Source organism: Holdemania massiliensis (genome assembly GCF_022440805.1).
Classification (GTDB): domain Bacteria; phylum Bacillota_I; class Bacilli_A; order Erysipelotrichales; family Erysipelotrichaceae; genus Holdemania; species Holdemania massiliensis_A.
The window spans coordinates 3,668,125-3,694,941 of sequence record NZ_JAKNTK010000001.1; the positions used below are offsets into that span (position 1 = coordinate 3,668,125).

28 protein-coding genes are annotated in these 26,817 nt (G+C 45.4%); 13 read left to right on the forward strand and 15 right to left on the reverse strand.

Annotated elements, in window-relative coordinates; translation table 11 throughout:
• Positions 1 to 52: 52 nt before the first annotated feature.
• Positions 53 to 1,660, reverse strand: a complete 1,608-nt coding sequence (locus MCG46_RS16930; protein WP_240281031.1) for an amidohydrolase — start codon at positions 1,658 to 1,660, stop codon at positions 53 to 55.
• A gap of 158 nt (positions 1,661 to 1,818) precedes the next feature.
• Here MCG46_RS16930 and MCG46_RS16935 point away from each other — a divergent pair, with 158 nt between their 5' ends.
• A complete protein-coding gene (locus MCG46_RS16935; protein ID WP_240281032.1) occupies positions 1,819 to 3,159 on the forward strand; it encodes an HdeD family acid-resistance protein in 1,341 nt (446 codons plus the stop codon).
• 136 nt (positions 3,160 to 3,295) lie between these two features.
• Here the strand turns inward: MCG46_RS16935 and MCG46_RS16940 are convergent, their stop codons facing one another.
• Positions 3,296 to 3,766: a hypothetical protein gene (locus MCG46_RS16940; protein ID WP_240281033.1), complete on the reverse strand. Its 471-nt coding sequence runs from the start codon at positions 3,764 to 3,766 to the stop codon at positions 3,296 to 3,298.
• A gap of 120 nt (positions 3,767 to 3,886) precedes the next feature.
• Between MCG46_RS16940 and MCG46_RS16945 the strand changes: the two genes are divergently transcribed.
• The 7 genes from MCG46_RS16945 to MCG46_RS16970 all read left to right on the forward strand — a co-directional run bounded on the left by MCG46_RS16945 (position 3,887) and on the right by MCG46_RS16970 (position 8,032).
• Positions 3,887 to 4,315: a GNAT family N-acetyltransferase gene (locus tag MCG46_RS16945; protein WP_240281034.1), complete on the forward strand. Its 429-nt coding sequence runs from the start codon at positions 3,887 to 3,889 to the stop codon at positions 4,313 to 4,315.
• Positions 4,316 to 4,410: 95 nt separating this feature from the next.
• Complete coding sequence (locus MCG46_RS16950; protein WP_240281035.1) at positions 4,411 to 4,806, forward strand: hypothetical protein; 396 nt, start codon at positions 4,411 to 4,413, stop codon at positions 4,804 to 4,806.
• 399 nt (positions 4,807 to 5,205) lie between these two features.
• On the forward strand, positions 5,206 to 5,655 hold the full coding sequence (locus MCG46_RS16955) for a hypothetical protein (RefSeq protein WP_240281036.1): 450 nt from the start codon (positions 5,206 to 5,208) through the stop codon (positions 5,653 to 5,655).
• A 91-nt stretch (positions 5,656 to 5,746) separates the two neighbouring features.
• Complete coding sequence (locus MCG46_RS19580) at positions 5,747 to 5,923, forward strand: hypothetical protein (RefSeq protein WP_345893100.1); 177 nt, start codon at positions 5,747 to 5,749, stop codon at positions 5,921 to 5,923.
• A 47-nt stretch (positions 5,924 to 5,970) separates the two neighbouring features.
• On the forward strand, positions 5,971 to 6,501 hold the full coding sequence (locus tag MCG46_RS16960) for a PadR family transcriptional regulator (RefSeq protein WP_240281037.1): 531 nt from the start codon (positions 5,971 to 5,973) through the stop codon (positions 6,499 to 6,501).
• 96 nt (positions 6,502 to 6,597) lie between these two features.
• Positions 6,598 to 7,311 carry an ABC transporter ATP-binding protein gene (locus tag MCG46_RS16965; protein ID WP_240281038.1) on the forward strand — a complete coding sequence of 238 codons (714 nt, stop codon included), beginning with the start codon at positions 6,598 to 6,600 and terminating at the stop codon, positions 7,309 to 7,311.
• Positions 7,312 to 7,315: 4 nt separating this feature from the next.
• The gene (locus MCG46_RS16970) at positions 7,316 to 8,032 is read left to right on the forward strand and encodes an ABC transporter permease (protein ID WP_240281039.1); all 717 of its coding nucleotides are present in this window, start codon (positions 7,316 to 7,318) and stop codon (positions 8,030 to 8,032) included.
• Positions 8,033 to 8,309: 277 nt separating this feature from the next.
• On the opposite strand, the gene MCG46_RS16975 is transcribed toward MCG46_RS16970, so the two are convergent.
• The 3 genes from MCG46_RS16975 to MCG46_RS16985 form a co-directional block, all read right to left on the reverse strand.
• Positions 8,310 to 8,996: a hypothetical protein gene (locus MCG46_RS16975; RefSeq protein WP_240281040.1), complete on the reverse strand. Its 687-nt coding sequence runs from the start codon at positions 8,994 to 8,996 to the stop codon at positions 8,310 to 8,312.
• Between the two features lie 50 nt (positions 8,997 to 9,046).
• Positions 9,047 to 10,210: an iron-containing alcohol dehydrogenase gene (locus tag MCG46_RS16980; protein ID WP_240281041.1), complete on the reverse strand. Its 1,164-nt coding sequence runs from the start codon at positions 10,208 to 10,210 to the stop codon at positions 9,047 to 9,049.
• A 168-nt stretch (positions 10,211 to 10,378) separates the two neighbouring features.
• Positions 10,379 to 12,445 carry a serine hydrolase domain-containing protein gene (locus MCG46_RS16985; protein WP_240281042.1) on the reverse strand — a complete coding sequence of 689 codons (2,067 nt, stop codon included), beginning with the start codon at positions 12,443 to 12,445 and terminating at the stop codon, positions 10,379 to 10,381.
• Between the two features lie 287 nt (positions 12,446 to 12,732).
• Here MCG46_RS16985 and MCG46_RS16990 point away from each other — a divergent pair, with 287 nt between their 5' ends.
• The 3 genes from MCG46_RS16990 (at position 12,733) to MCG46_RS17000 (ending at position 14,460) form a co-directional block, all read left to right on the forward strand.
• Positions 12,733 to 13,035 (forward strand): ArsR/SmtB family transcription factor, encoded by a 303-nt coding sequence (locus MCG46_RS16990; RefSeq protein WP_240281043.1) that lies wholly within the window; start codon positions 12,733 to 12,735, stop codon positions 13,033 to 13,035.
• A 79-nt stretch (positions 13,036 to 13,114) separates the two neighbouring features.
• Complete coding sequence (locus MCG46_RS16995) at positions 13,115 to 14,128, forward strand: permease (RefSeq protein ID WP_240281044.1); 1,014 nt, start codon at positions 13,115 to 13,117, stop codon at positions 14,126 to 14,128.
• Between the two features lie 17 nt (positions 14,129 to 14,145).
• Entirely contained in the window at positions 14,146 to 14,460 is a 315-nt protein-coding gene (locus MCG46_RS17000) for a thioredoxin family protein (RefSeq protein ID WP_275890987.1), read from the forward strand.
• Between the two features lie 259 nt (positions 14,461 to 14,719).
• On the opposite strand, the gene MCG46_RS17005 is transcribed toward MCG46_RS17000, so the two are convergent.
• Positions 14,720 to 15,109, reverse strand: coding sequence for a hypothetical protein (locus tag MCG46_RS17005; protein WP_240281045.1), 390 nt, complete (start codon positions 15,107 to 15,109; stop codon positions 14,720 to 14,722).
• 102 nt (positions 15,110 to 15,211) lie between these two features.
• On the opposite strand from MCG46_RS17005, the gene MCG46_RS17010 reads away from it, so the two are divergent.
• Complete coding sequence (locus MCG46_RS17010) at positions 15,212 to 15,544, forward strand: helix-turn-helix domain-containing protein (protein WP_240281046.1); 333 nt, start codon at positions 15,212 to 15,214, stop codon at positions 15,542 to 15,544.
• A 488-nt stretch (positions 15,545 to 16,032) separates the two neighbouring features.
• Here the strand turns inward: MCG46_RS17010 and MCG46_RS17015 are convergent, their stop codons facing one another.
• The 9 genes from MCG46_RS17015 to MCG46_RS17055 all read right to left on the reverse strand — a co-directional run bounded on the left by MCG46_RS17015 (position 16,033) and on the right by MCG46_RS17055 (position 25,316).
• Complete coding sequence (locus MCG46_RS17015; RefSeq protein WP_240281047.1) at positions 16,033 to 16,530, reverse strand: hypothetical protein; 498 nt, start codon at positions 16,528 to 16,530, stop codon at positions 16,033 to 16,035.
• Positions 16,531 to 16,630: 100 nt separating this feature from the next.
• Complete coding sequence (locus tag MCG46_RS17020) at positions 16,631 to 17,278, reverse strand: HAD family hydrolase (RefSeq protein WP_240281048.1); 648 nt, start codon at positions 17,276 to 17,278, stop codon at positions 16,631 to 16,633.
• On the reverse strand, positions 17,275 to 18,651 hold the full coding sequence (locus tag MCG46_RS17025) for an MATE family efflux transporter (protein ID WP_240281049.1): 1,377 nt from the start codon (positions 18,649 to 18,651) through the stop codon (positions 17,275 to 17,277). Before MCG46_RS17025 ends, MCG46_RS17020 begins: the two co-directional genes overlap by 4 nt.
• A gap of 22 nt (positions 18,652 to 18,673) precedes the next feature.
• Positions 18,674 to 19,750 carry an SIS domain-containing protein gene (locus tag MCG46_RS17030; protein ID WP_240281050.1) on the reverse strand — a complete coding sequence of 359 codons (1,077 nt, stop codon included), beginning with the start codon at positions 19,748 to 19,750 and terminating at the stop codon, positions 18,674 to 18,676.
• A 113-nt stretch (positions 19,751 to 19,863) separates the two neighbouring features.
• Positions 19,864 to 20,685: a PTS system mannose/fructose/sorbose family transporter subunit IID gene (locus MCG46_RS17035; RefSeq protein ID WP_240281051.1), complete on the reverse strand. Its 822-nt coding sequence runs from the start codon at positions 20,683 to 20,685 to the stop codon at positions 19,864 to 19,866.
• Complete coding sequence (locus MCG46_RS17040) at positions 20,678 to 21,451, reverse strand: PTS mannose/fructose/sorbose/N-acetylgalactosamine transporter subunit IIC (protein ID WP_240281052.1); 774 nt, start codon at positions 21,449 to 21,451, stop codon at positions 20,678 to 20,680. Before MCG46_RS17040 ends, MCG46_RS17035 begins: the two co-directional genes overlap by 8 nt.
• 14 nt (positions 21,452 to 21,465) lie before the next feature.
• Positions 21,466 to 21,936, reverse strand: a complete 471-nt coding sequence (locus MCG46_RS17045; protein WP_240281053.1) for a PTS system mannose/fructose/N-acetylgalactosamine-transporter subunit IIB — start codon at positions 21,934 to 21,936, stop codon at positions 21,466 to 21,468.
• Entirely contained in the window at positions 21,930 to 22,364 is a 435-nt protein-coding gene (locus MCG46_RS17050; RefSeq protein WP_240281054.1) for a PTS sugar transporter subunit IIA, read from the reverse strand. The genes MCG46_RS17045 and MCG46_RS17050 overlap by 7 nt, the downstream gene beginning before the upstream one ends.
• Before the next feature lie 156 nt (positions 22,365 to 22,520).
• A complete protein-coding gene (locus tag MCG46_RS17055; RefSeq protein WP_240281055.1) occupies positions 22,521 to 25,316 on the reverse strand; it encodes a sigma 54-interacting transcriptional regulator in 2,796 nt (931 codons plus the stop codon).
• A gap of 161 nt (positions 25,317 to 25,477) precedes the next feature.
• Between MCG46_RS17055 and rpoN the strand changes: the two genes are divergently transcribed.
• Positions 25,478 to 26,746: an RNA polymerase factor sigma-54 gene (gene rpoN / locus MCG46_RS17060; protein WP_240281056.1), complete on the forward strand. Its 1,269-nt coding sequence runs from the start codon at positions 25,478 to 25,480 to the stop codon at positions 26,744 to 26,746.
• Positions 26,747 to 26,817 lie beyond the last annotated feature (71 nt).

Genomic DNA, 26,817 nt, shown 5'->3' on the forward strand with positions numbered 1-26,817 from the left:
AGAGGCTGCGGACTTTAGATTTGGCATAGATCCAGCATTTTGGCCATAGGATTTAAGGATGGCGGTATACAGTCGTGCCTTCCTTGATCGTTTCCAATACCTGAATGGTTTTCAGCTGATCAACCGGGCAGGTCAGAGGACTGCGGTCAAGAATTACCAAATCCGCCAACTTTCCAACTTCCAAGGAGCCTTTGTGGTCTTCCTCATGGTACTGCCAGGCGGCGTTGATCGTGATCGCCTTCAGTGCCTGTTCCACAGACAAACATTGATCCTGATTCAACAGAACGCCGCTGCGGGTGATGCGCTGACAGGCACACTGCAGAGTTTCCAGCATATCCGGAAGAAGGACCGGTGTATCCTGATGGAAGGTAAAATTGACGCCTTCCTCCAAGGCCCAGCGGGCAGGGCTGATGTTTTCCGCCCGGGCCCGGCCGAAGTTCTTTAGGTGGATATCTCCCCAATACCAGCTGTGAGCTGTGAAAAAGGAAGCAGTCAGGTTCAGCGGCGCCATCGCTTTCAGCTGATCTTTGCGCACCAGCTGGGCATGGATCATCACCGGCCGCCAGTCGCCGGATACTCCGCATTTCTGTTTCTGGCTTGCAATGGCGTCGATGTACTGCTGGGCAGCAGCATCGCCGTTGCAGTGCGCCAGCAGCTGCCATCCGTTTTGCATCGCTTCACTGACAAAGGCCTCCACCTGGGCATCAGTATAGACCGGATATCCGCAATACCGCGGATCTTCTCCCAGATAAGGTTCGCTCATCCAGGCCGTTCGTCCCTGCGGGGAGCCATCGAGGAAAATCTTAACGCCGCCGATCCGCAGATGATTCTGATAATCTTGAGTATAGGCTGGATTCTCCTTGATTAAAAACAGGTGATCCTTCATATCCACATAACTGACGACATCCACCTTTAGCCGCTGCTGCTTGGCCATCGTGCTCAGCATCTTCCATTCCGCACTCTTAGTAATACCGTCCTGTACCGTCGTGATGCCGTAGGACAAATAGACATCCTGAGCCTGTTCCATCTGGCGCAGAATTTGATCGGGATCCGGCGCGCCCATGACCCGGGCGCTCATCGTAAAGGCCGTTTCTTCAAGATAGCCGTCCGGCTGACGGCTGTTGGCTTCCCGTCCGATACGTCCGCCTTCCGGATCCGCGGTTTCTTCTGTGATGTTCATCGCTTCCAATCCGGCGGTATTCACAACGCCCATGTGTCCGGAAGCATGCGAAATCATGATCGGATGCGCGGTACTGACCGCATCCAGCTCCTGTCGGGTCGGATGCCGCTTTTCCTGCATGAAATTGTGATCATAGCCAAATCCAATGACCCAGGTTCCTTCCGGAACTTGACGCTGTTGGATAAACGTTCTGATTTTTTCCTGCAGCTGGGCAATCGAAACAACGTCGTCAAAGTGAACAAGATTGATCGTCGCTGAATAAGAGCTGATATGACTGTGTGAATCAATGAATCCCGGCAGCAGTGTATGTCCTGCCAGATCCCTTTCCTCCATCCCTTCCGCGCTGTGCTCAAGCTGCCAGGCCTGAGCTTGTTTTAAGCTTCCGACAAAGACGATCCGCCCGTCTTTTTCAATCAACGCTTCGGCGGTGGAATTGTCTGCCATCGTGATAATTGTGCCGTTTTTATAGATCACTGCCATGCCTTATCCTTCTTTCTTTTCCTTTATTATACCCGGCTGTAAAATTTCAACGATAGTCATTTTCAGGCTTTTGTCAATTGGAGGGGGATTTGCTTTCTTTCACTCCCATTTTGTTTTATAATAGGTAGGAATTCAGCGCAGGGGAAAGGAGGATGACGATGCTTACAAATAAATTCAGCAGTGCTTCATCCTTGTTGACCGGTTTGTTTTTTATTTTTCTGGGTGCTCTGTTTTTTACAGAATACACCGGCATATGGACATTGATCTATATCCTGTTTATGATTGGGTTTGTGTGGATCGGAGTCAATCAGATCCTGCGGACGCTGACCGACAAAAAGAAAGCTCATCTGAATCTGTCCACGGTTCTGACCAGCCTGTTGTGTATCGGGCTGGCCATTTATACGTTTTTCAACCCCGGACTGTTTTTCCGATTCATTCATTATGTCATCGGCTGGTGGGCGCTATTGAACTCGCTCATCCAGTTTATCAACTTTTACGTCTATCGCCGCGACTGCCTGAAAGGCACGTATTTTATCTTTCTGAAAGGTCTGGTCGATCTGATCTTCGCGGCCATGTTGATGCTGAGACCGATCAACAAGCTGTGGATCGTCGCCTACATTGCCGGAGCTTATCTGATTTTTTACGGCGGCGTGATGGTTTTTGAGGCGGCTAAAGATCTGTTAAGCGTCGGCATGAGTCTTAAAATCCGCGAACATCTGCGAATTTCCATTCCGGTTTTGATCTCAGCGATCATTCCGCAGCGGTTCTTCCTGTCGATCAATGCCCTGATCAAAACTAATAAGCTGAACCCGGATGCCCACGTGGCGCCGCAGGCCAGCACAGATCTGGAAGTGTTTATCTATTTGAAAGAATCCGGCCCAGAATCCTTGGGCCATGTCGATATCAGTTTTCAGGATAAAATTTATTCCTATGGTTGTCATGATCCGCATCACCGCGGCCTGTTTGGCACATTGGGAGACGGCGTTCTGGTGGTCTCGGACCGGGAAGCTTTTCTGAAACATGCATTAAAATCCGAAGACAAAACCATCATCAGTTATGGTTTAACCTTGAATGAAGAGCAAAAGAAACGTCTGCGGCAGCGGATCGATGCGATGATGGAGCGCGCGTACACATGGCGTCCGGATGCCCAGCTGCTTGCGGAAGGGGAACCGATCGAGGGCGAAGCGAAGGATTATGCCTCACGGGTTTGGAATGCAACCCAGGCTCACATGTACAAATTCGCCAACGGCAAGTTTAAAACTTATTTTGTCTTCAGCACCAACTGTGTTTTATTAGCCGATGAGCTGCTGCATTGCAAAGAACTGAACCTGGTTCCGATCAGCGGCATCGTCACGCCCGGCACTTATCTGGAATTTCTCAATTCGGAATATCTCAGGCCCGGCGGACTGGTTGTGGAACGAACGATTTACAAACGAGCCCATGGCAAAGGCGGGGAACATGGCGGATCCTTTGGTTCCTCCTTCCCTTCCTCCTCTTAGCTTTGCTCAGACACCGGATTCAGCTTATTCCAAGGACTTCAATTGGATTCTAAACAGTCAGAAGGATGAATCAGATCTCATAAAACAGAAAAAATCTGAAGGCTTGTCGGAAAGCTCCGGCAGACACTTCAGATTTTTATTTTGTTTCGTTTTTTGCTTTCAGCTCAATCTCTGCCCGTTCCTGCTCGTACCGTGTCAGCATGGCTTCCACATCATCTCGCTGGGCTGTCGAAAAATAAATGAAACGGCTGACCTTTTTCACAGTAAATTCAACCTTGATTTCTTGAGTTTCTTCCGCGTCAATGACATCGGCCTGTGTAATTCTGTCCCAGGTATAAAGATTGCCAAGCAAGACAATCCCCCTGTCGCTGAATCCGCTGCGCATCTGACTGTACAGTACACCTAACAGTACGATCAGCACAGTCTGGACGATTGAGAATACCGAATGATCCTGAAACAGACGAATGATTCCGATGACAATAAAAAACACCGTAATGATCCACGTCGGTCCCAGCTTGCCCGCGACTTGAACCTGTCGGGAATGTATGGCCATCCGTGTAAAATAGAATAACAAAATCAGATTGACGATAACAATCGCGATTTCCATAAAACTTCACCTCATGGTGAACATTATAGCATGATCCGCCGGCTTTAGAAAGAGCGGCAGCCAGGATTGACAAGCGCTGCAAATCAAGTTAGGATAAAACAAGACAGAGGAGGTATTTTCATGGAACTGCATTTCTTTACCGGGAAGCAGGCCGGCTTTGAGCAGGCAGCCGCTATCCGTCAGGCTGTCTTTGTTGAAGAACAGGGATTTCATAATGAATTTGACGAAATTGATGAAACCTGTCTGCACTGCATTATCTCGGATGACGCTCAGCCCGTCGCCACCTGCCGAGCTTTTGAAAAACCGGGAGAATCCGGACGTTGGATCATCGGCCGGGTTGCCGTCAGTCTGAATTACCGCGGTCAGCACCAGGGTGAAGCCGTCATGAAGGCCATGCTGAGTGAGCTGGCAAAACGAGGTGTACAGGTAGTGGAGCTTTCCGCGCAGTGCCGGGCTGCCGGTTTCTATGAAAAGCTCGGCTTTACCTCAACCGGTGAAACGCACATGGATGAATACTGTCCGCATGTGACGATGGTCAAAAAGCTCTGACGAAGGATTCCTGGCAAAAATGAAAACTGAACACTTTGCTGAGCATTTCCATACAAAGGGAATAGAAACAGATTGATCTGGCCAGGGAGGAAGAAATGAAAAAATTTTTGTTTAGTTTCTTGGTATTAGCCTTGTTAGCGGGCTGCGCAAAGCCTGTTGTGGATTCAGAAAATGAGACTGAATTGAATCCTGAGGAAATAATCGCCGGAGATTTTTCTTCGATTGCTGGTGAATATATCAATTCAGAAGGAAAGATAACAATTCTGGATAAAGAAGATATTAAAAGGAAATTATTAGATGTTATCCACGCAGATAATGAACATTGTTATTTAAACGTACGCACGGATGATGGATTCGGTGTTGGTCTTTTTATCTATAATGTTGGTGTAGAAATTCCTAATTTAGAAGGATTAACCGATACTACAAAAATTCGTATTTATTATGGTCAAGATGCTCCTAGGTATATAGAAGAAATTTTCAATAGAAAATAGTATTTGTTTTTTTGCTATCGAGAAGTTGTGAGCTGTGAAAACCATGTAAATACTGACTTTTTTACACATTGAAGCATACAAAAGAACAATGATTTTTGACGCTTTGGTGACCAAATGGTGACCAAATTTCTTGTGACGATATAATACGATTCAGACAGAATAAGAAAAAATATACTATGCAAAAGCGAAAGCAACGAGTGCTTTCGCTCTCTTGTCTGTCACATAAGCAGGGACAGACGCACTTGTCAGCGGCGGGCGAGACCCGTTCATCTCGACCGTTGACAAGTGTGGATGGCTCTGCTATCTCGTACAAATGAGGAATGTAATAGAAAAATTTATGCAGGGTGCTATAATATTTCTATACAAAGCGACAATTTTGAATTTGTAAGGAATAAAGATATGAATTGGATAAACTTTTATGGGCTCATCTTTATGCTTGTCATAATGATTCCAAATGTGATTTTTGCTATCAAAAATAAAGAGGGATTCCAAAATCTCTGGAAAAATAAGATTATTGAAGCTTTGGAGCAGATTGGAAGAATAGGTTGTTTTGGTTTTATGGTTCTAACAATTCCAGGATGTGGATTTGGCTTTTCGTCAGATGAGAGTTTTTTCTTTTATTTAACAGTTAACGTTGTGTTATTAACAGCATACTGTTTGATCTGGATTATTTGCTTTAAGAGAAACAGCATTTTCAGAGCACTGGCATTATCAATCATTCCGTCAGTGATTTTTTTGGCGAGCGGAATATTGAGTCGATATATACCTCTAATAGTGGCTGCTGTTATCTTTGTTCCGTGCCATATCACAATTAGTTATAAAAATGTCGAGCTGGAAACAAAGCGATAACTTCCAGTTTGGTGTGGGTTTAGGATATTCCCAACAATCAAAAAGCTCTCTCTGTCATAGATGAAAACGAGTGATTTTTACGGAAAGGCCGGTGGATATTGGCACAATCCTTAAACCAGAAAACGGCCCTTTACGGCACGTTAATTTTGACAGACGGGAGTTTGTGGAACAGGGCCAGTTTAAGGCATGGAGATACCTTGTGTATGACGCGCCACTAACGGAAAAACAGATTGCCGATGATAAACTTCGGGCCGCCTTGACAAAATAAAATTTACGCCGTATACTCAACATTGAGTAAAGCGAGGTGAATATATTTTGACAAGATTGCTTGTGCTTGGATTATTAGACGCTCAACCAATGTCCGGCTATGATATTCAACAAATGATAGGCATGATGGACGCTGAACGGTGGGGCGGTGTTTTGGTTGGCTCGATATACCATGCGCTTAAAAAGTTGGAACAGGAACATCACATAGAGATTACGAGCGTAGAGCAGACAGGACACAGGCAAAAAGCGGTATACCAGATAACACAACAAGGGAGAGAACACTTAAAATCTTTAGTGATTGACTCTTTACGAACATCATCTGTCTTATATCCTACGACACTATATAGCGGATTGACTTTTATCGAAAAAATCCCACGGGAAAATGCCCGGCAAGCGTTGGAAGAACAAAAACAGCGACTTGACGAGGAATATCGCGCACTTGAACAAGGATTAAAAGAAAAAGAAACAGCTATGCAAAATGATGTTCCACAGTTTTCAAAAATTACATTTGACAATATGTTTTCAATTATCCGACAACAGCAACAATTCATTGACAAATTATTAGATGCACTGAAATAATAGTGCAAGCTAAAAACTCTCCCTCTATAAGAGGGAAAAAAAATAACTATTTATTCAACATTGAATAAACAACGTTAACTAAAGGAGGCATATATTTTGCATACTCTAATCGAAGCAAAAAATTTATCAAAAACTTACAATGGGCACGAGGTTGTAAAAGGAATTGACCTTGAAATCCGTAGTGGTGAGGTACTTGCCCTTATAGGCCCAAATGGAGCCGGAAAAACTACCTTAATATCCATGTTGCTTGGAATAATCAATCCGAACGCGGGAAGTGTCCAATACTGGTGCAAAGACTATAAATCACATATTGGTGCACAGCTTCAATCCACGCCTTTTTTTGAGGGTTATACTGCCGTGGAAAACCTTATGTTTTTTTCTGCTCTCTACAATGTGAAATTAGACAAAGAGCAGTTACACAATAAATTGAATGATTGCGGTTTAGGTGCGGCAGAGAAAACACCTGCTGTACGATTGTCACTTGGTCAACAAAAGCGTTTGGCAATCGCGGTAACGACTGTCCACTATCCCGACATAATTATACTTGATGAACCGACTTCCGGCCTTGACCCCCGTGCTCGTCACGAAATCAGGCAAATGATAAAAGAATTACAACAAACAGGCGTTACGGTTTTGTTTTCTTCTCACGACATGGAGGAAGTTTCTAAAACTGCTGACCGTGTGGTTTTATTGGAAGCTGGTCGGATAATAGCGGAGGGAACCCCCGAACATTTACTAAATGAGCATGAGGTAAAAAACTTAGAGGAATTGTACCTGACTTTGACCGATACCAGTTTAGAAAGGAATTAAGAGAATGAAAACAATATTCGGACTTACTATAAAATCGGCAACCCGTGATTTGTTTTTACTGCTTTGGTCACTTATCATCCCAATCGGAGGCAGTATCGCTCTTGGATTTTTTATCAAGTCCCCCGAATATCCACAGCGGATTGTAATTAGCATGATGGCGGCGAGTGTTTTATTTTACACTTTTATAACTACCGCATATACAATTATGGGACAGCGCAAACGAGGTGTGTACAGCTTACTTCGAGTAACCCCCATGCAATTATGGAAATATGTTTTTAGCGTATCAAGTGCATGGACATTGATTGCCGCGTTTTGCGGTATACTCGTTATAATCGTATGTGTCCCGATTTTCAAGCTGGCTATTTCAATATCATCTATAGCGGCGATTATCCCGGTCATATTGATAGCGGCGGTTGGATTTGTATTTTTCAGTTTCTTTATTTCAAGCCTTGTCCGTACAGAGTCACATATGAGCATGATTACTAATCTTATAGCTATGCCAATGTTGTTTTGCAGTGACGCTTTTTATTCACTGGACAATGCACCGGCATTTTTACAAATGATAAGCCGCTTTAATCCATTTCAATGGTTTATCAATGGATTGCGTAATGCTTTAAGCTTAGATGTTAATGGATATTTAATAAGTATCGGATTATTGCTTGTTCTACTTATCGTGGCTTTACTTTTAGCATTGAGGACATTTAGGTACACAGATAAATAGTGTTAGTATTCTATAAATCTGCCATGTCAAAAAATAGACAAGAGACTGCAGGCCTCCTGTCTATTTTTTTCATAACAGAATAACAATTCTCAATATCAAGCTAAAGCTAGCCATTGGACTCTTGGATGGTACTCGTAATCACTAATATTCTTTAAAATAAATTCCTGGAAAGATTTTAACAATAGCTCTCATTCCTACAAAAACAAGGTTGACTGCGCTTTCTGCACTTCTACATGATAATCCAATCCTGATTTGCGGAATACTTATTGCGCACCTCTTAACGTTCTGCCACCAAGGCGAGATTTTCTTCCAGCATCTGCCGGATCATCACTTCCCAAGCGGTGCCCTGCAGCTTTTCTTTGGCTTGTTCCAACAGCTTGCGGCAGTTTTCTTCATCCTGTTTAAAATAATACAGCTTTGCCGCCCGATAAAGAAAGATTCCCTGGTAGAACGGATTGGACATTTTCCCCGCCAGATCCAACAGTTCATCCAGAATTTCCGTATTGTGATGAATATAGATTTCAACTAAGAACGTACATTCCTTAAGAATGCTTTCGACCTGCGGGTTATTGAACTTCGCCGCAATCTCCTTCAGCGTATCATACGCTTTTAACGCCTTATCAAACTGCTTCGTATCGATATAGAAGGAAACTTCCTTCTGTGTCAATCCCAGCTTGTTGCCCGGATTCATCTTCACCGCATCCAGCTGTTCAAAGATTTCTTCAATCTTTGTCGTTTCATTCTGCATTAACAAAGCGTCGATCGCCATTAATGAACGTGTCTTTTTGGAAAAGAACATCTTCCCTTTCCAACCGTTGAGTACCTGAAGATATTTCTCCGGATTGACTTCCTTATACAAGATCTCCGATAATTCGACCATCAGCTTCTGCATCATCCGATTTAACAGAAAATACAGAATCAGACCGACCGCCAGAATCAGAACAAACTGAATGATTTTATTCATGATTTTCCCTCGACTTTACTTTTATAACTATAGCATAAAATGCTGATTTCTTACAGGCAGGCGCGGTAAATTTCCAGAATATCCTCTCGGGTCAGCGGCTGGAACGAACGGCTGAAATCACTCTCGGCTGCTTTCTCTGCCATTTCCTCCAACCGACTTTCATCAATTCCAACTTCGTGCAGCGTCATCGGCAGTCCCATCGAAACGAAGAACTCGGAAAGCCGTGCAATGCCTGCCTCGGCCGCGGCCCAGCAATCCAACTGCGGATCTACTTTCCAGACATGCAGGGCAAAGCGGGCAAAGACGTCAACCGTCTGTTCGTTGAGAACATGCTTCATCCAGCGCGGAGTTAAGATCGCTAACCCAATACCATGGGTAATATCGTAATAAGCGCTCAAGACATGCTCCAGCGGATGGCAAGTCCAGGCACGGTTTTTCCCTAAAGAGTTCAGTCCATTGATCGCTAGCGAAGCCGCCCACATCAGATTCGCACGCGCTTGATAATCATCCGGTTTCTTTAAGGCAATCGGCGCGGATTCAATGCATGTTTTTAACAACGCCTCGGAAATGCCGTCCTGAACGGAGGCATCGCGTACCTGATCAAAATAAGACTCCATTATATGCGACATGATATCGGCTGTTCCCGCCGCTGTCTGCAAAGCCGGGACACTGTAAGTATAAGTCGGGTCCAGAATGCTGAACTTCGGATACATACCATAGCTGCTAAAGCCTTTCTTGTCCTGGGTTTCAGGATTGGAAATGACTGCAATATTGTCCATCTCTGATCCGGTGGCCGCCATCGTCAAGATCGTTATGAGCGGCAGACACGTTTTAACTTTCGTTCGATCCAGCACCAGTTCCCAGGGATCACCATCATACTTAACCCCGGCGCAAATCGCTTTTGCACAGTCCAGCGTGCTGCCGCCGCCAACTGCCAGGACACAGTCCAGCTGATGTTCGCGGACAATTTGGATGCCTTGGCGCACGGATTCAATTTTCGGATTGGACTGAACGCCGGACAACTCCTGGCTTTCAATGCCGTTTTCCTTCAGCAAGCCTATAATCGTGTCATACAGTCCGCTCTTTTTTATGCTTCCTCCGCCATAGACCAACAAAACTCGCTTTCCGCATGTGCGGATCAATTCCGGCAGATGGGCAATCTGGCCTTCGCCAAAATACACCTTAGTCGGAATATCATAAATAAAATTATTCATTTTTTTCACCTGTCCTTTTCTGTTTTCAGTGTACCACAAACCGTTTGTCAAAGCGATGGTTGTTTGCGCAGCGCACACGGAATGACAAACAAAAAGCTGTTGGAAGGAATCTGACTTTCCAACAGCTGAATGCTGAACTGATTCAATCATCAAGAGTGAACTTCTGACTTACTCAATCGTAAGCGTAAAGACCGTTCCTGCTTCTCCTGCCAGGCCGAGTGTCCCGCCGGACGGCAGTGTTATCGTCTTTTCTCCATCGGTGACACGATTATAGAGACAAATCATGGTCGCATCGTAGACAAAGACACCCTGAGAATCACTGCTGACCGTCAGCGTTTTTCCTTCCAGTGCCGGATCCAGTGTCAGCCACTGCGTATGGCCCTGATCATTCAGCGTTACATTCATTGTTCCGACTTCGGCTTTCACCGCGCTGTCTTGGCTGGCATATAGATCCCCAGCTGCTTGAAGATACTCAACACCATCCTGAGTGAAGAATGTATAGTCAAACTGGTCCCGGCTGCCGCTGCCCGGAATCTGCACGATCGCCGCGGCACGGTTTTCATCTACGATCTGATGGGCATTGACATATCCTTCGGCAAAGCTGCTCAGCGGTACTGGAGCAATAGGCAGAATCATCTCATAGATCTGAGAATGCAGATCTTCACTGATCAATAAATAAGTCTTTGTACTGCGCGTCTGCCAAGCTGACTCCACCGCATCAGGCAACGGATTTTCCTCCACCTTCATCGCATAATAGACCGTCGTGGCAGAATAGCCTAAGCCCGGAATTTCCGTAACGGCTTCGACTTTCAAATAGGTGTGGCCGCCGTTTTCTTCAAAGCTGAACAGCTGGTTTGTCATCGGGGAAGGCAGCAGGAACTGACCGTCACCGACATGCGTCAGCGGCGTCGGCGTGTCCGGCATCTGTTCGATTGTAAAATTCAATATTCCTTCATCGGTAAAATCAATCCGATACAAGGAAGTGGAATCCGCATACAGACCAGCATAGGCCTGGACTTCTTCCGGGATGGCCGGTACCGTTTCCGGCGCCGTCGGCAGCTGATAATGCGGCAGTGCTTCGCTGATCACGCCTTTTTCCATCAAGGCCTGTTCCAGCAGTGTAGAAGCCATCATCTGATTGTAAGAGCTGAGTCCGCCTGAGCTTAATACAGCACAAGTCAGGCCCTGTTGAGGAAGAACGACAAAGGCTGTATGGGAATACATCGTATCGCCGCCTTTGCTCAGCGCCTGGATTCCAGCCTGGGCAAACGGTGACAGTTCAACGCTGTCCCAGCCTAATCCATAGCCAATGCTGTTCGCCTGTTCGGTCGGCCAGATGCCTTTTTTCGCTTCATTGACAGACATCGCACTCAGCGCATCCGCACTCAAGATCGCGGAGGACGGCATGAAAGCCAGTCCCCAGCGGCACAAATCCTCCGCGGTTGAATATATTCCGCCGGTACCGATTACAGAAACAATGTCGGCCGGCAGCGCACGCTGCGGCTGAGTCGCTGAATAGACCTTCGGCATGGCATTAAAATCGACATTTCCTACCGATGTCTGTGTGCGCGTCATCCCCAGCGGCTCTATAAACTGCGTGCGCAGATAACTTGTAAAATCCTGACCGCTGACTTTTTCAACCACCAGTTCAGCCAGCATGAAGCTGTCATTGGAATAGACTGAATACGCTCCCGGATCGGCCTGCAGATGCAGCGTCTTCAGATTCTCCAAAAAAGTGTCATGAGCTGTGGTGTCCGGCACAAACATAAAGCCTTCGCTGAAACTGGAACCCGGCAGTCCTGAACTGTGATTCAGCAGCATCCGCACAGTAATCTCGGAATACCGCTCATCTGCCATCGTGAATTCCGGAAGCAGCTCCGCGACCGGCTGATCCAGATCTAATTTTCCTTCATCCTGAAGCTTCATTACCGCAGCAGCGGTGAACATCTTGGACACGGAGCCAATGGCATACTGATCCTGGGCGCTCAGCGCCTGATCCGATTCTTTCGCAAAAACACCAGCCTGTCCGGATACAATCACTTCGCCGTTATCCATTAAGGCATATTGAACACTAGTTGCCCCCAACTGCGTAACCAACGCGTTGGCCAGCTGATCTGCCGTCTGTGTCAGATTTCCGGTTTCCACGGTCGGCTCCGTACTGGGTGAAACCGCAGGCTGCGCCGTGCAGCCAGCCATCACTAACAACAGTGCCAGCGAATATTTTCCTATTTTCATCTGTGATCCCCCTTTAATTCTTTCTATGGATACAATTAGAACACAGATCCCCCTGAAAAACAAGCGCAGACCTGCCAACGGAGAAAATCCGGCCTTCACCGGAACCCGGATCTGCTTTCTAACACCTTCATTTCCTTCAATCTTTTCCTTTATGCTTACGTGATGAAATTGGAAGAAATTATTGATCACGCATATCATATCAATTTTTTTTGATTTGATAATTGACAAAATACCGGAGAGAAGTTATGATATTCATATCAAATTATTTTGATATAAGGAGTGAGTCTATGTCAGATTTTTCAAGGGACGCCAAAATATTCAAGGCCTTGTGTGATGAAAAACGCCTGGCAATCTTAGATCAATTAAAAAGTGGTGAGAAATGCGCCTGTGTTTTAATTGATCGCTTGCATATTGGACAATCAGCCTTGTCTTATCATATGAAGATTCTTTGTGAGTCCCAGATTGTAGTCAGCCGGCAAGAGGGAAAATGGACTCACTACAGGCTGAATGCAAGCGGAAGTGAATATGCCGCAAAGCGTCTTTTAGAGCTGACAGCCCCCCATGAAGCGGGTAGTGAAACCCAATTGTAAACGTTGGAAGTCATCTTCGGATGACTTTTATATCGCTCTATCGCATCAAAAAATTTTGATATGAAAAGGAGGAATTCTATTGGAAATCTTCAAATCGATCGGACTGTTTTTTCAGGATCAAATCTTGGGCATGAAATGGTTGAACAGTCTGATTGGAACTCTCTTATCTGGATTGGGACTCGATATCCAAAGCCGTTTCGGCTCCAGCCTTCAGTTTTTTATTTACGATATCATCAAGATCACCTTTCTGTTATGTTTACTGATTTTCGTGATTGCCTATCTCCAAAGCTATTTTCCACCGGAAAGAAGCAGGAAGATCCTCGGACGGTTTCATGGTATCAAAGCCAACATTATGTCCGCCCTGCTTGGAACGGTTACTCCTTTCTGTTCTTGTTCATCCATTCCGTTATTTATTGGGTTTACAAGTGCTGGATTACCTATAGGCGTTACCTTTTCCTTTCTCATTTCTTCTCCCATGGTCGATTTAGGCAGTCTGGTCTTACTCATGAGCATATTGGGTACTAAAATTGCGATCGCTTACGTCATTCTCGGTTTAGTGATTGCGGTGATCGGCGGTACGCTGATTGAGAAAATGCAGATGGAAAAAGAAGTCGAGGATTTTGTTAAAAAGGCAGCCGCAACGGAGTTCAGTTCGCCAACGTTGACAAAAAGGGACCGCATCCAATACGCTCAAGAACAAATGACAGAAACATTGAAAAAGGTCTTTCCTTATATTTTGATTGGCGTGGGGATTGGAGCGGTTATTCATAATTGGATACCGCAAAGCTGGATCGAAACTGTCTTAGGCAGCGGAAATCCGTTCAATGTCGTTTTAGCTGCTTTGGTGGGTATTCCCATGTACGCTGATATCTTTGGTACCATTCCGATTGCGGAGGCTTTGCTTGCCAAAGGGGCTCAGTTGGGAACTGTTCTTTCTTTGATGATGGCCGTCACGACGCTGAGTCTGCCGTCTTTGATCTTGTTAAAGAAAGCCGTAAAACCCAAATTACTGACTTTGTTTATCCTGATTTGCACCACTGGAATTATCCTTGTAGGCTATCTGTTTAATCTGTTCCATGGATTCTTAATCTAAAATAGGAGGAAAATCGAATGAAATTATTTGGAAAGAAAACTTGCTGCAGCGGAAACTATACCTCCGAAGCCATGGCAAAAGCTGAAAACACAAAATCAAATACAGGTATTAAAATCCTAGGCTCTGGCTGTGCAAAATGTCAGGCTTTAGAAAAAGCTGTCCGGATCGCGCTTAAAGAACTGGAATTCGATTTAGAGCTTGAACATGTGACTGATTTTGCCGCGATTGCAAGCTATGGCGTTATGTCTACACCCGCGCTTGTTGTAAACGGAAAAGTCGTATCCTATGGAAAGGTATTGTCTGTTGAACAAATAAAAACCTTATTAAAATAGATGAAATCAGTCCTGCGCAGACACCTTGTTTGTACAGTTTTTTTCTGATCATAACAGGAACAAAACGGAACTGACGAATTCTTCATTCCGCTTTTTTGTTCATCGGCATTCTATGCGTTGCATCGTTGCAACGCAAAATGCAACGAAAGAGTTTGCGTTGCATTTTTGTCAAAATCACAGATGCGTAGGGAGCATCGCAACAATATATTCATTTCTTTGAGCTTTATTAAAGACTAAGCACTTATTCTTCTTGAAAAGTTTACTTCACAAATGTGAATTTCACGAAAAAATCTTTATCATAAAATAGAAATAGATTACAAAATATATCAATTGGATAATCTAAATTTCCTGATTCTATATCACATAAAATCTTCTCAGAAATATCGGTACGATTAGAAACAAATTTTAGATTGTAACCTTTGCTTAATCGGTAATTGACCAAAATAGAAGGTAAATTTTCCAGCCTTATTTCAGTCTTAACATGTTTGTAACTACCATTGCACAAATATAATTTTTGCTGAATTAAAGCAGAGTTATTAGAAGATACTGAGTGAAGAACCTTTGAAGCAGATTCATCGGACATTAACCTGGAATCTATAGGTTTCTGTGATACTTGTTCAAAATTTGAATTCAATACGATATCATTCAATTATATTCACCACCATTTCAAAGGAATATATTCCCATATGGATTATTATAATCACATGTTATACAGATTACAATATTCTCATAGAGATTGAGTGAGGAAAATATGATTGATTATTACAGCCTTGGAAAAAGAATCAGAGAACAAAGAACTAAGTTAGGGTTAACTCAAGAAAATGTAGCTACTTACGCTAACCTCGCTAATAATACTGTCAGTAATATTGAAAATGGAAAAACGAAAGTCAGTTTACCAACGTTAGTTGAAATAGCAAATTGCCTTCAAACATCTGTTGATTATTTACTCTACGAAAGCTTGGATTATGCTGAACATGTTACGGTTCAGGAAATAGAAAGGATTCTCAGCGAATGCAATTCAGAAGAGAAACAGATTATTTCAGAGACAATTACCGCATTACATAGAGCGTTAAACAAGAAATAATTGCAGTGTTTTACAGTTTTTTAATTTTAAAAGAAGCAAAAGAATGCTTGTATTCAGTTAAAAGTACAATCATATTTTTTGACTGATATATCATCATATTTTATATAAGGATTGAGAAAAATTAATTTCATTGATTCCTATATTTTTTGTTAAGCTTAAATTTTATGCGTTGCATCATTGCAACGCAAAATGCAACGAAAACTCTTTCGTTGCATTTTCCTTACCCTAAAAGTAACGCTCTGTCTTTCAACAGAGCGTTATAAGCATTTTAATCCCTAACATGGTTAACTCGCTAATCGGGAAGCGAACACTATTTTATAAGGAACTTTCTTTCTCTTACACTATTGTAAATGAATCTGCTCTACTTATGTCAATGAATTGAATGCTGGCCTTTATTTTGTAATAATCAATCAATTCTTATTTTAAAAAGGAATGATTTGACAGCCTTTGTCTTTTGTAACGTTATCAACGAATAACAAATATCAGTATTATATCCCAGCCAATGTTTCGGGGAAATTACCAACCGTATCGATAAAGAAATAAATCATGTCCTGTAAATCATATTCTTCATCAACGCCGTTTTCTTTTACCTTGTCTAAATCATCAAAATTTTCGATCCACGCTTTAATATCAGCATAACCGTTGAGAATAACATCTAATTCCTTTTTAGCTTCGTCATATTTAATATCATCAACGTTTATAAAAGACTGATCAAGTTCCTTGAATGTTTCGTACTCCCCTAACATATTTTCGTAGGTGGAATCAAAGTCAATATTAGTGTTACTTTCACCAAAAGTAAGAACTTTAACTAATTGATTCCCATTCTGTACGGCCAAACCCGCCGCAATATTGGCAGCGCCGATCGCAGTTATATCAACGGCAGCTTGTGTCGGTTCGATAGTTGGCTTCGGGGTTGTTTGTTGCGACTCAGTGGAACAAGCAGAAATAAAGATTAAAACACAAATTAAACAAACTACCTTCTTCATCTTTATGTCCTCCCATTTGGTTTTATATCATATACTCTATCGGACCTCCTGTCAATCCAAGATATAAAGAAAGATTTCAACTATAATTAAATTTTTCATATTATAGATCTTTTAAACGATTTTTAATCAGCTCAAAGATCGCTGCCGGATGATCTAATTTCAAACATTCATGAAATGGCTGTGGTGTGCTTATACCCCATTGTGCCAAGACAAACTGAATTCCCGCCTGCTCGGCACATTGCTGATCGACAGGCTGATCGCCGATATAGAGCATTTCTTCCTTCCTGCATCCCGCCTTCTGCTGACATAAAAGCAGCGAATCGGGTGCTGGCTTAGGATGGGAAACTTGATCGGAAGTCACTACAAAATCAAACAAATCATAAGCTTCTTTCAGCTGCAGCTGAGCCTCTCTGATTGTTTTCTGGGTTCGTGAAGTATTGATTCCCAGCCGAATGCCTCTGGCTTTCAGTTGAAATAAGACCTGATTGATTTCCGGGAAAGCGTGGAAATGATCGGCAATGGAAGAACCGTTCAGGCAGAATTCAAAGAAAGAAGCTTGATGCTGGGGCAGGATATTCAGCATTCTGAAATTCACTTCATCAGGATTGCCATGACAAGGAACAAATTCTACTCGATCCTTGCGCGGACGGTCCGGATACAAACGGTGATAGCCGTCATAAAACAGGTCAATCATTGCCCGGCTGTCCACCAAAGTTCCGTCACAGTCCCAAATCATCGTCTGGATCATCGTGGACTCCCTTCCGGCTGAACGGTTACCTGATGAACCCAGTGTCCCTGATGAATTCGCCAGTTCCCGACGAAGGCTTTGATCACATCGTCGCAGCGCAGGATAAAGAAAACAAGGAATAACGGAATTCCAGCCTGCTGGCAGCACCACCAGCCTAACGGAATACAGAACGTCCATAAGTAAAACACGTCATTGAAGAAAACAAACCGGGCGTCACCGCCTCCGCGCAGGATGCCCACATTGTTGACAAAGCCCATACAGCGGAAAATTTCGATGAATCCGCCGACAATCATGATCTGAATCAGCACGGAAAACGTTTCCGGCGTGATGTTGTAGATCTTCGGCATCAGCGGAATGATCGCCAGAATAAACAGACAAGCCACAGTCCCGCTGAGCGCGCCGATGTGCTGAAGCAGACGAATCGGCCGATCCAGTTCATCCCGTTTTCCTTCTCCGATCAAATTTCCGACAACGACGGCGGCCGCCGCGGCAATGCCCTGGGAAAGAGCACAGGAAATCTGAGCTACAACATTGAAAATCGCATAGGCCGTGGCAAACGCAAAAACCATGTGTCCGGAGATCATGGTCAGCACAGAGCTGCCCAGCACCCAGGTCAGCTCGTTGGCCACCACCGGCGCACAGTTTTTGACAAATGAAGGCCACAGCGCTTTCTGCGAATGAAACAAACTGCTTAAACGAAAACGAATCTTTTTCTCAAACCAAGCCAGATACACAACCAGAATCAGACATTCCAGAATCCGCGCCAGAATATTTGCCAGGGCGCTGCCCACAACCCCCAGGGCTGGAACTGCCCAGCAGCCAAACACCAATATCCGGTTAAACAATACGCTTGCGGCAATGGATACCAGCGAGGCTCCCATGGCGACATTGACATCCCCGACTGCGCGCAGCGTATTGCCGATGACCGTCGTAATCCCAAAAAACAGATACGACAGACTAACGATGCGCAGATACTGTGTTCCGGTTTCGATCACCGCTGGATTGTTGGACAGCAGCGTCATGACCTGATGGGGAAATACAGCGGCAATTCCAATCAAAATCACCGCCGTCCCCAGCATGATCCGAAACGTATAGCCGATGACAGACCGGATGGCTTCGCGATCCTGTTTTCCCCAGTATTGGGCGATCAGCACATTCGCTCCGCCGGTCGTTCCAAACAAAGTCAGCTGAAAGATGAAGAACAGCTGACTGGCTTGAGAAACGGCTGTCAGCTGCGTTTCTCCCAACGCGCCGACCATCATCGTGTCTACCATGTTGATGCCGACGGAAATGATCGTCTGCAGCGCTACTGGTATCGCCATCAGCAGGATTGCTTTTAACAGAACGCGCTGCTGAGGGATGAGAAAAAGCACGTTCCCGTGCTTCCTCTCCGCTTTATTCATCGTGGGTATTGAAATACTTCATTTCCGGGAGCGGATCCTGGGTTTTGATATCCTTCAATTCAATGCCGTAGTCCACTGCCAGCCGGTAAGCCAGAATTTCTACAACTGGTGCATATTCCAGGCAGGCAAAATCTTTGGATGCTGGTGTGAAGCCGAGATCGTCCTCATCAATCGGATTGGCGCCGATCACATAGGCATGACCGACATCATTTTTCATATATTGAGCAATGCCCATCGCGAGTGGATTATCCTTGCCGCCGTCGTTAAGAACGATGACCGCGTGCCGTTTTGTAAAGCCCATGGTCGGACCGTGCAGACCATCATCCATCTCATAACCGACGCACATGAAGCGTTTGGCAATTTCCAGAATTTTGAGTGCGCCTTCCAAGGCCACACCATACAAACTGCCTGGACCATACAGAACAAACGCATCGACATCCATCAGCGCTTCCTTGTTGTGGTCAAACCAGGTCAGCGTACGGTCGCAGATTTCCTTATGATCCTTCGTCACGGCCAGCGCATCTTCAATGTAAGCGGCAGCTTCTGCATCACTGACAACGCCGCGAGCCTGTCCGAGCGCGACGCCCATCAACATTTCCGTTAAAATACTTGCACAGTATCCGATCGTCCGCATGCCGTATTCTTCATAACCGCAGCCCATGTCGATATGCACATCGGCAGCCTGAGCCAGCGGAGTCGTCGGTGCTTCTGTGATAGCCGCGGTCAGACAGCCCAGCGCCTTGACTTTCTTTAGCGCCTTCTGGGTCAGAGTTGAAGTCCCGGATTGGGAAACAAAGACATACAGTGCTTTGGGATTGTAAACTGTTTTAGCTAAAAATTCATTCGGAATCATCGTGCTGGTTGACAGCTGACTTGCTTTTTCAACAAAGCGGTAAGCGGTAACTGAACACGTATTGCTTGTGCCGGAGCCGACAAATAGGATTTCATTCAGATCATCCAGACGATCCTTCACCGCTTCCAACAGCGGCGCAAACGTGGCTTCGCGATGCTCGACAATGCTTTCAATCACTGCCGGGACGCGGTAGATGCAGTCCAGTAAAGTAACCATTTCTTTTCCTCCTTCAAATGGGCAGAATCCGATCAGGCAGAGAAAACCCTGCCTGATCCTGTTTCTTCTTTCTTTTATTGTAGCGTTTTATTGGTTGAACCGATATCCTCGGTTTAGAAAATTCCAATCCAGATGCCCAGGATCGCGAAGATCATCAGACCGAAGATTAAAATCGTTGGATTCACTTTATTTTTCAATAGTTTAAAACAGAATAAGGTCAGAAGCAGTGGAAGCAGGTTCGGGAAAATCGTATCCAGCATCGCCTGAATCGACTGTTCAGCACCATTCATTTCAAATACAAAGCCGATATTGCAGGAAACCATCGTCGCCGTCATCGCGCCAACGGTCATCAGACCGACGGTACTTGCCGCCTTTGTAATCGTACCCATAATCCCATTCTCAGCGGCATCGCTCATAAACTTCGCGCCTAAGCTATAACCAACAAATGGACCGATATAACGAACAAATGTTGCCGGGATGTTATAGACTAACAAGAAGATGATCGGTCCTAAAATACTTCCATTAACAGCAAAGCTTAAGCCGATACCCATAGCGATAACGCGCAGTGTACTCTGGAAAATTGAATCGCCGATCCCCGCAAACGGGCCCATCAGAGAAGACTTGACCGCGGAAATCGAAGATTTATCGAAATTCGGATCTTCGGCTCCCTGTTTTTCCATGGAAGCCGCCAATCCCGTGATGAAACCGGAAACGCTTGGCGTCGTGTTGAACAGTTCCCAATGCCGCTTGTAGCCTTCAATCCGGTCTTCCTTGTCCGGATAGTATTTGTTGATAACCGGGATCATCGTATACAAGAAGGCTAGGGCTTGCATTTTTTCCCAACAATATGGAGCACTCATAGTGCAGGATCGCATAGCGATCTGACGACACATCTTATTTTCTTCTTCAGTTAAATTGAATTTTTCCTTAATCATTGAATAATTCCTCCTCTTCTTCCACGGCACTCGTTGATTTACCGTTGTGATTTTGTTCCACAAAGAGAATAATAACGTACAGAATTCCTAAAATAGCAACCGCCATTAAAGGTAAACCCAAATAGGATGAAAGAATGAATCCAACGAAGAAGTAAACCGCGAGTTTCTTCGTCCACATCATCTTTAACAATAGCGCAAATCCAACGGCTCCCAGCATACCTGCTGCAACGCCCATACCATCCAATAATACGGTTGGCAAAACGGCGATGAAACTTTCAACAGCTGTGGATCCCAAGGCAATCGCGCAGGCGCATACGACGCCACGCGGAATGAATGTCGTTAAAGATACTAACGGCATGATTCTTTCCAACGTTTTATAATCGCCTTTTTCTACCCATTTATCAATTGCAGGGCTCCAGAGAGATCGTAGTGCTGTAAATGGGACAAACATCATCTGACAGAGCATTGAAGCTGGAATGGCTAAAGCGAAAGCAGTTTCTACGCCTTGACCTAAAATGATCGCGTAGGCAGTTCCCACTGCAGTTCCGGCAACTGCATCCGGCGGTACCGTACCGCCAATAGCCATGACGCCCATGAACACTAATTCCAGGCTAGCTCCAACTACGATACCGGTTGTAATGTCCCCTAATACGATACCGATGACTGTACCTACAATCAACGGTCTGGTTGTCATAGGATAAGAAAACCACGTTTCTACGAAATCGCAGAAAATGACTGCTAATCCTACTAACAAAGCTTGTGTCATAATTGTTTCCTCCTCTAAATTAATTTACTGACATCTGTTTTTGATTCGCTAGGAACCATTCGCAATTCAACGTAAACCAGAGAGTTTAGTTCTCTGAGTGCCGTTAAATCGTCATCGTTCATATGGACGTTGGCCGCCACCTGTCTGCTTCCCTCCTTTTTCTTGACTCCTCCGATGTTGACACTTTTTATTTGGCCTCCTGTTGCCTTAACGAGTTCCAAGGCGTCCTGAACCGTTCTGACAATCAGGAAAATCCGGGTTTTCTTCGTGCGCGGATCATTCAGCAGCACCGCCGCATCCTTCACCGTTTTGATCGCCAGCTTCACCCCGGCCGGTTTGGCCATTTTGAACGCCAGCTTGCTCATCTCGTTGGTCGCCGCTTCGTCATTGGCAATCAAAATCGCATCAGGGGCAACTTGATTGACCCAGGTCACCGCGACCTGTCCATGAAGCATCCGATCATCGACTCGGCACAGCTCTACCATAAAACATCATCCTCCATTCCCTTCTCAATTTGTTCCACCGCCTGCTTGTGCGACAACACGGTAATCGTGTTTTTAGCCGACTGCACGGCGTTTTCCACCAATTCCATGGTTTCGATGTCCTGAACGTTCAAGTGACATTCCAGAATCATCGACAACGTCACGCCGCCAACCAGATACACATTTGGATATCGGCATAACTCTGTCAGCTGATTGTGAACACTGCCGCCATGGATATCGCAGAAAATAATGAAGTCGCAGGCGGGTTCTGCTGCAACCTGCCGCTCAATCTGACGGGCAATTTCCGTCGGGGATTCATAATGATCCAATCCCAGAGCCTGAATTTCTTCACAATCCCCCATGATCATCCGGGCGGCGCTGAGCACCCCTTCAGCCATGGATCCATGAGAAGCCAAAATTATCTTTCTCACGGGCTGTCCTCCCTTCTCTACTTACGCTCAAATATAAGCAATTAGTATGCCAATTCACCCATTTTTTTAACAAATGGCTCTTAAGTATAGAAAAAAAGCTGAAATTCAAGAAATTTTTCTGAAATTTCAGCCTCAGTTCTGACCTGACAGACCTTTCTATTCAAAGTATCCTGTTTCATCTTCGACACTATTTTCTTCTTTTTCGACACTGCCGAGGGTGATGTATTCATATAAATAGCCAATTTCCGATAAAGGAATCGACACATTATAAATCCGTTCCACCTCGGCAAAACTTTTGCGGATCACCGCGATGAAATCCTGGTGATCCCGCTGCAGCTGTTCCAGCTTGTCGTAGGGCGCCACTGTCTTGTTAATAATCAGCCGTTCGATCAGACAGCTGATATGCAGATACAATCCGACCTTGACATTGCTTGTAATCCGCAGACCCAGCTGCGCTTCAATCGAGCGGATGATTGTTTCAACATTGCCCAGGATGATTTCCGGATTGAGAATCGTCAGATAGTTCAGCAGATTTTCCATCGGAAAGTTGCGCAGCAGATTGTCATTGAATTGTTGGATTTCTTCCTCATTCAGCAGGCCGTTGAGCAGCTCCGAGATCTTTTCAATGTTTTTCTGTTCGATTAGCTCCTCCAGCGAGATAAATTCCACACCTTTGATCTTCGGATCCATCGTGCCGACGACAAACAGAATATTGTATTTATCAAAGACCGGAGCCTGGGAACCCATCGTTTCTATGCTGTCATATTCATAGGAAAGCACTGGAATATTCTGATTTGGCGGCAAACTTTTCTCCAGCAGCTTTTTGATTTTCTCCGCCGTGCCGAAGCCGCTTTGACAAATTGAGAGAATCGCATTGGGGCGCTGACGGTTGCGCACGATCAGATACCGATGCTGATTGCGGTTGGCGGCTTCCTCCAGGATCGTTTCAATTCCTTCGCCTTCCATGATCATGCAGCCGATATCCAGAGCCAGCTTAGTCGTGACGTTATTGATGATCCCGATGTCGATGTTTTTAAGATTTTCTGTGTACTTGTAGATTTCCTCCAGCGATCCCATATCCACCATCAGAAGCACTTCCTTGCACCCTTCCAGATGCTTCAAATAATTGGAGACCTTGCGGATGATGACATCCACACCGCATTCAATCGGCATGTCGATTGCGTCAAAGATCTTGCGCCGCAGCAGCTGATTGGCCACCTCGGCAATACTGCTGGCAATATTGAAGCCATGCGCGATGATCAGCACTGGGATCTGCGAGGTTTCCATCTCGCGGTTGAAATACATCATGTAGATCAGCAGATCGAGATAGCCGATCCCTTCCAGTTTGATGTTCAGGCTGTCCTGAATCAGCCGGGCGACATTGCGGATCGCCGTGGCATTGATCGGAAACAGATGCTGAATGGATTCAATGCAGTCCTGAATTTCCTTATGGTATTTCTTATCCAGCGGCAGGCAGGAGGCATTGTGACTGGCAAAATCCAGAATGAAGCGCGTCATCGTCACTACCTCGGAATTGCTCAGTTTTTCCAGATTGTATTTCTGCGCTGTAATCCGATAGATATTCTCAACCAGACTGGCCGTCAGATCATCCTTCGGTGTTTTCCCCGCGGGATTGTTGAAAAACAGATAATCCGTATAGCCTTCTAACAGAATATAGGCTTTTTCGATAAATTCCGGCATCGGCAGAGGAGTTAAATACTGATCAATCAGTCCTTTGTTGAACGTGTACAGCATCGTATCAAAATATTTCTGCTTCATCATCTGCCGGGTGTCGATGATCTTGCCGTCGTCATATTCCATCAATTCACCGTTTGCGGTTCCACTTTGCAGCAGAAAGCTGGGCAGATCATACAGATGCAGTTCAACCGGATCGGCAGCCGGATCGCGCAAATAGGCTTTGGCTACACTGGCGCGGATGGTGTTGACCAGTTCTCCAACATTGCCGGGATAGGCATGATTGACCAGGGTTTGATAGGCCAGTTCGCTGAACACCACCTGCCGGGTGATCTTGGCGCTTTCCGTCGTTACAATTTCATGCACAAGCTCGCGTTTTTCCTGCAGAGAACGGTCGATCAGCGACGGTACCTGAACCACAATCGGAATGCGTCTTAACAAGGTTTTCAACAGAACCTTCTGCGGATCTTCCGTCGTGGCGAAAATCAGCCGCACCTGCGCGGAATGCCAGGTTTCGTTATCGCCCACCATGTGATAGATGCCTTTGTCCATAAACAGAAAGATTTTTTCCTGACATTCCGGCTTGAGCGCATGGATTTCATCGAGAAACAGGACTCCGCCGTCCGCCAGTGCCAGCAAGCCGGCCTTGTCTTTCTCAGCTCCAGTGTAGGAGCCTTTTTTATAGCCGAACAAATTGGTCAGAAACAGTTCAGGATTGTTGGCATATTCAGCGCAGTTGACCGTCACGAAATTGCCCTTTTTGCCAATGATTCCTTTTTCCACACTGTACTCATAAGTCAGCTGGGCGATGTAGCTTTTGCCGGTTCCCGTCTGTCCCTGCAAAAGTATCGGCAGACCGATGCCGGGATAGGTGATCGCAGCTTTGCATTGTTCTACGCATTGTTTCAGACTTTCCTGATGTCCGACCAGCTTGCGGAAAGAAACAATTTTCTCTTTCCGGGCCGCACCGTCTTTCATTAATTCCTCGACCGAATCATAAACCGATTTCAGATCTTCCGCCTTCATCCGCTCACACAGTTCAGCTTTGCTCAAAAAATAAACAGGACGTGTATTGATCTTAATTACCAATCCCTCGTTGTGTGCTTCATTGAGATATTGTGAAATAAGATTGCGGCTGAGTCCGAAGTGTTCCGCTAGGCTCTGAGCACTCAAATCAGACAGATCATTCCAGGCAAAATGGCGGGTAGTCTCCCCCAATGCATCCAGAATTTTTTTCTTTGCCGGACTTTCCATCATTTCCCCCTCCTTTGATTTTTTCTTTTTAATTCGTGTGCAAAAAGATTACAATTTAAGAATAGGTTCGGAATTCGACTTTGTCAATCAAACGTGAATTAATTTTGTGAGCGCTGTCATCGGTGCCGGGTTGTGCTACAATAAAACAAAAGGAGGCCGACCGCATGAACAATACGTTCTCATTGAAGCCGAAGGTTCAGACGAAAACCAAACTGAAACCGGCGATGTTTCAATCGTTGAATATCCTGCATATGAGCTCGGATGCGCTGTCTGCCTACCTGAATGAACAGATGCTGAGCAATCCGCTGCTGGAATGGAACGATCAGCGCTTGGCAAAAAGTGAAGATCTTTACACCAAAGCGGAACAATTTGTCGCTGATGATATCTCTTTGAAGCAGCAGCTGCAGCATCAAGCGGCGATGATCCTGGATCCGCAGGATCAGCAGATTGCGGACGTGTTGATCAGCTTGTTGGATGACGATGGTTATCTGCGGGAAGATCCTGCCGAGTTATGCCGAATATTGAAAATCGGCGAAGGTCGGCTGAATCGGATCCTGACACAGTTAAAAAATCTGAAACCGGCCGGGCTCTTTGCTCATGATCTGCGGGAGTGTCTGCTTTATCAGCTTATGGAAAATCATCCGGAAAATGAACTGGCACAGCGTTTGACCGATCATCTGGAAGCCTTAGCCCGCGGAAGCATGAGCGCCTTATGCCGAACACTTCACTGTAGTGAAGCCGCGCTTCATGAAGCACTGGCTTTGCTGCGCAGCTGCGATCCCAAGCCGGGCCGCAGTCAGGGAACACCGGCCGCACCGTTAGTCTGCGAAGTCCAGGTGGAAATCGAAGAAGAGCAGTTTAAGATCACGCTGACCCACAGCTTCAGCGAACTAGTCTTCCATCCCATGCCGCTGGATGATCCATCGGTTCAGGATTATTTAAAGCAAAAAACATCAGAAGCGAAAAATCTGCTTCTGGCGATTCAGAAACGCAATCAGACGCTGGTTTCCATTACTCAGGCAGTTTGTCTGAATCAGAAAGCCTTCTTTCTCAGCGGACAGCCGTTAGTGCCGTTGACCCGACAAAGAATTGCGGAACAGCTGGGGCTGCATCCTTCCACCATTTCCCGTTCGCTTTCCGGCAAAGGGTTACAGTTTCAGGGTCAGCTTTACCCCTTTTCCTTCTTTTTCCCAACACAGGTACAGGCGGATCTCAGCCAGGATCAGGTGCTGCGGGAATTAAAAAAGCGGATTGATCAGGAAGATTCGGCCCATCCCTTCAGCGATCAGCAGCTCAGCGACTGGCTAAAAGCTCAAGGCTGTCCGATCTCACGGCGGACGGTTGTCAAGTATCGACAGAAACTGCGCATTCCTGATTCCCGGGTTCGCCTGCAATGGGCAAAAGCCGCAGCGGCAAGGAAGAACAAGCATTAAGGGTGCTGAATCTTGCTGCCTATTTGCAAAACTCATCACAAACAAAAAACACGGTTCCTCAGAATCGTGCT

Coding starts and splice junctions, on each gene's coding strand:
- MCG46_RS16950 (WP_240281035.1), top strand. CDS start 4,411: ATGAAAAAATTTTTGTTTAGTTTCTTGGTATTAGCCTTGTTAGCGGGC.
- MCG46_RS16985 (WP_240281042.1), bottom strand. CDS start 12,445: ATGAAAATAGGAAAATATTCGCTGGCACTGTTGTTAGTGATGGCTGGC.
- rpoN (WP_240281056.1), top strand. CDS start 25,478: ATGAACAATACGTTCTCATTGAAGCCGAAGGTTCAGACGAAAACCAAA.
- MCG46_RS16990 (WP_240281043.1), top strand. CDS start 12,733: ATGTCAGATTTTTCAAGGGACGCCAAAATATTCAAGGCCTTGTGTGAT.
- MCG46_RS16945 (WP_240281034.1), top strand. CDS start 3,887: ATGGAACTGCATTTCTTTACCGGGAAGCAGGCCGGCTTTGAGCAGGCA.
- MCG46_RS16970 (WP_240281039.1), top strand. CDS start 7,316: ATGAAAACAATATTCGGACTTACTATAAAATCGGCAACCCGTGATTTG.
- MCG46_RS17015 (WP_240281047.1), bottom strand. CDS start 16,530: ATGAAGAAGGTAGTTTGTTTAATTTGTGTTTTAATCTTTATTTCTGCT.
- MCG46_RS17035 (WP_240281051.1), bottom strand. CDS start 20,685: ATGATTAAGGAAAAATTCAATTTAACTGAAGAAGAAAATAAGATGTGT.
- MCG46_RS17045 (WP_240281053.1), bottom strand. CDS start 21,936: ATGGTAGAGCTGTGCCGAGTCGATGATCGGATGCTTCATGGACAGGTC.
- MCG46_RS17020 (WP_240281048.1), bottom strand. CDS start 17,278: ATGATCCAGACGATGATTTGGGACTGTGACGGAACTTTGGTGGACAGC.
- MCG46_RS16955 (WP_240281036.1), top strand. CDS start 5,206: ATGAATTGGATAAACTTTTATGGGCTCATCTTTATGCTTGTCATAATG.
- MCG46_RS16940 (WP_240281033.1), bottom strand. CDS start 3,766: ATGGAAATCGCGATTGTTATCGTCAATCTGATTTTGTTATTCTATTTT.
- MCG46_RS16975 (WP_240281040.1), bottom strand. CDS start 8,996: ATGAATAAAATCATTCAGTTTGTTCTGATTCTGGCGGTCGGTCTGATT.
- MCG46_RS17010 (WP_240281046.1), top strand. CDS start 15,212: ATGATTGATTATTACAGCCTTGGAAAAAGAATCAGAGAACAAAGAACT.
- MCG46_RS17040 (WP_240281052.1), bottom strand. CDS start 21,451: ATGACACAAGCTTTGTTAGTAGGATTAGCAGTCATTTTCTGCGATTTC.
- MCG46_RS17030 (WP_240281050.1), bottom strand. CDS start 19,750: ATGGTTACTTTACTGGACTGCATCTACCGCGTCCCGGCAGTGATTGAA.
- MCG46_RS16935 (WP_240281032.1), top strand. CDS start 1,819: ATGCTTACAAATAAATTCAGCAGTGCTTCATCCTTGTTGACCGGTTTG.
- MCG46_RS16930 (WP_240281031.1), bottom strand. CDS start 1,660: ATGGCAGTGATCTATAAAAACGGCACAATTATCACGATGGCAGACAAT.
- MCG46_RS17055 (WP_240281055.1), bottom strand. CDS start 25,316: ATGATGGAAAGTCCGGCAAAGAAAAAAATTCTGGATGCATTGGGGGAG.
- MCG46_RS16980 (WP_240281041.1), bottom strand. CDS start 10,210: ATGAATAATTTTATTTATGATATTCCGACTAAGGTGTATTTTGGCGAA.
- MCG46_RS17000 (WP_275890987.1), top strand. CDS start 14,146: ATGAAATTATTTGGAAAGAAAACTTGCTGCAGCGGAAACTATACCTCC.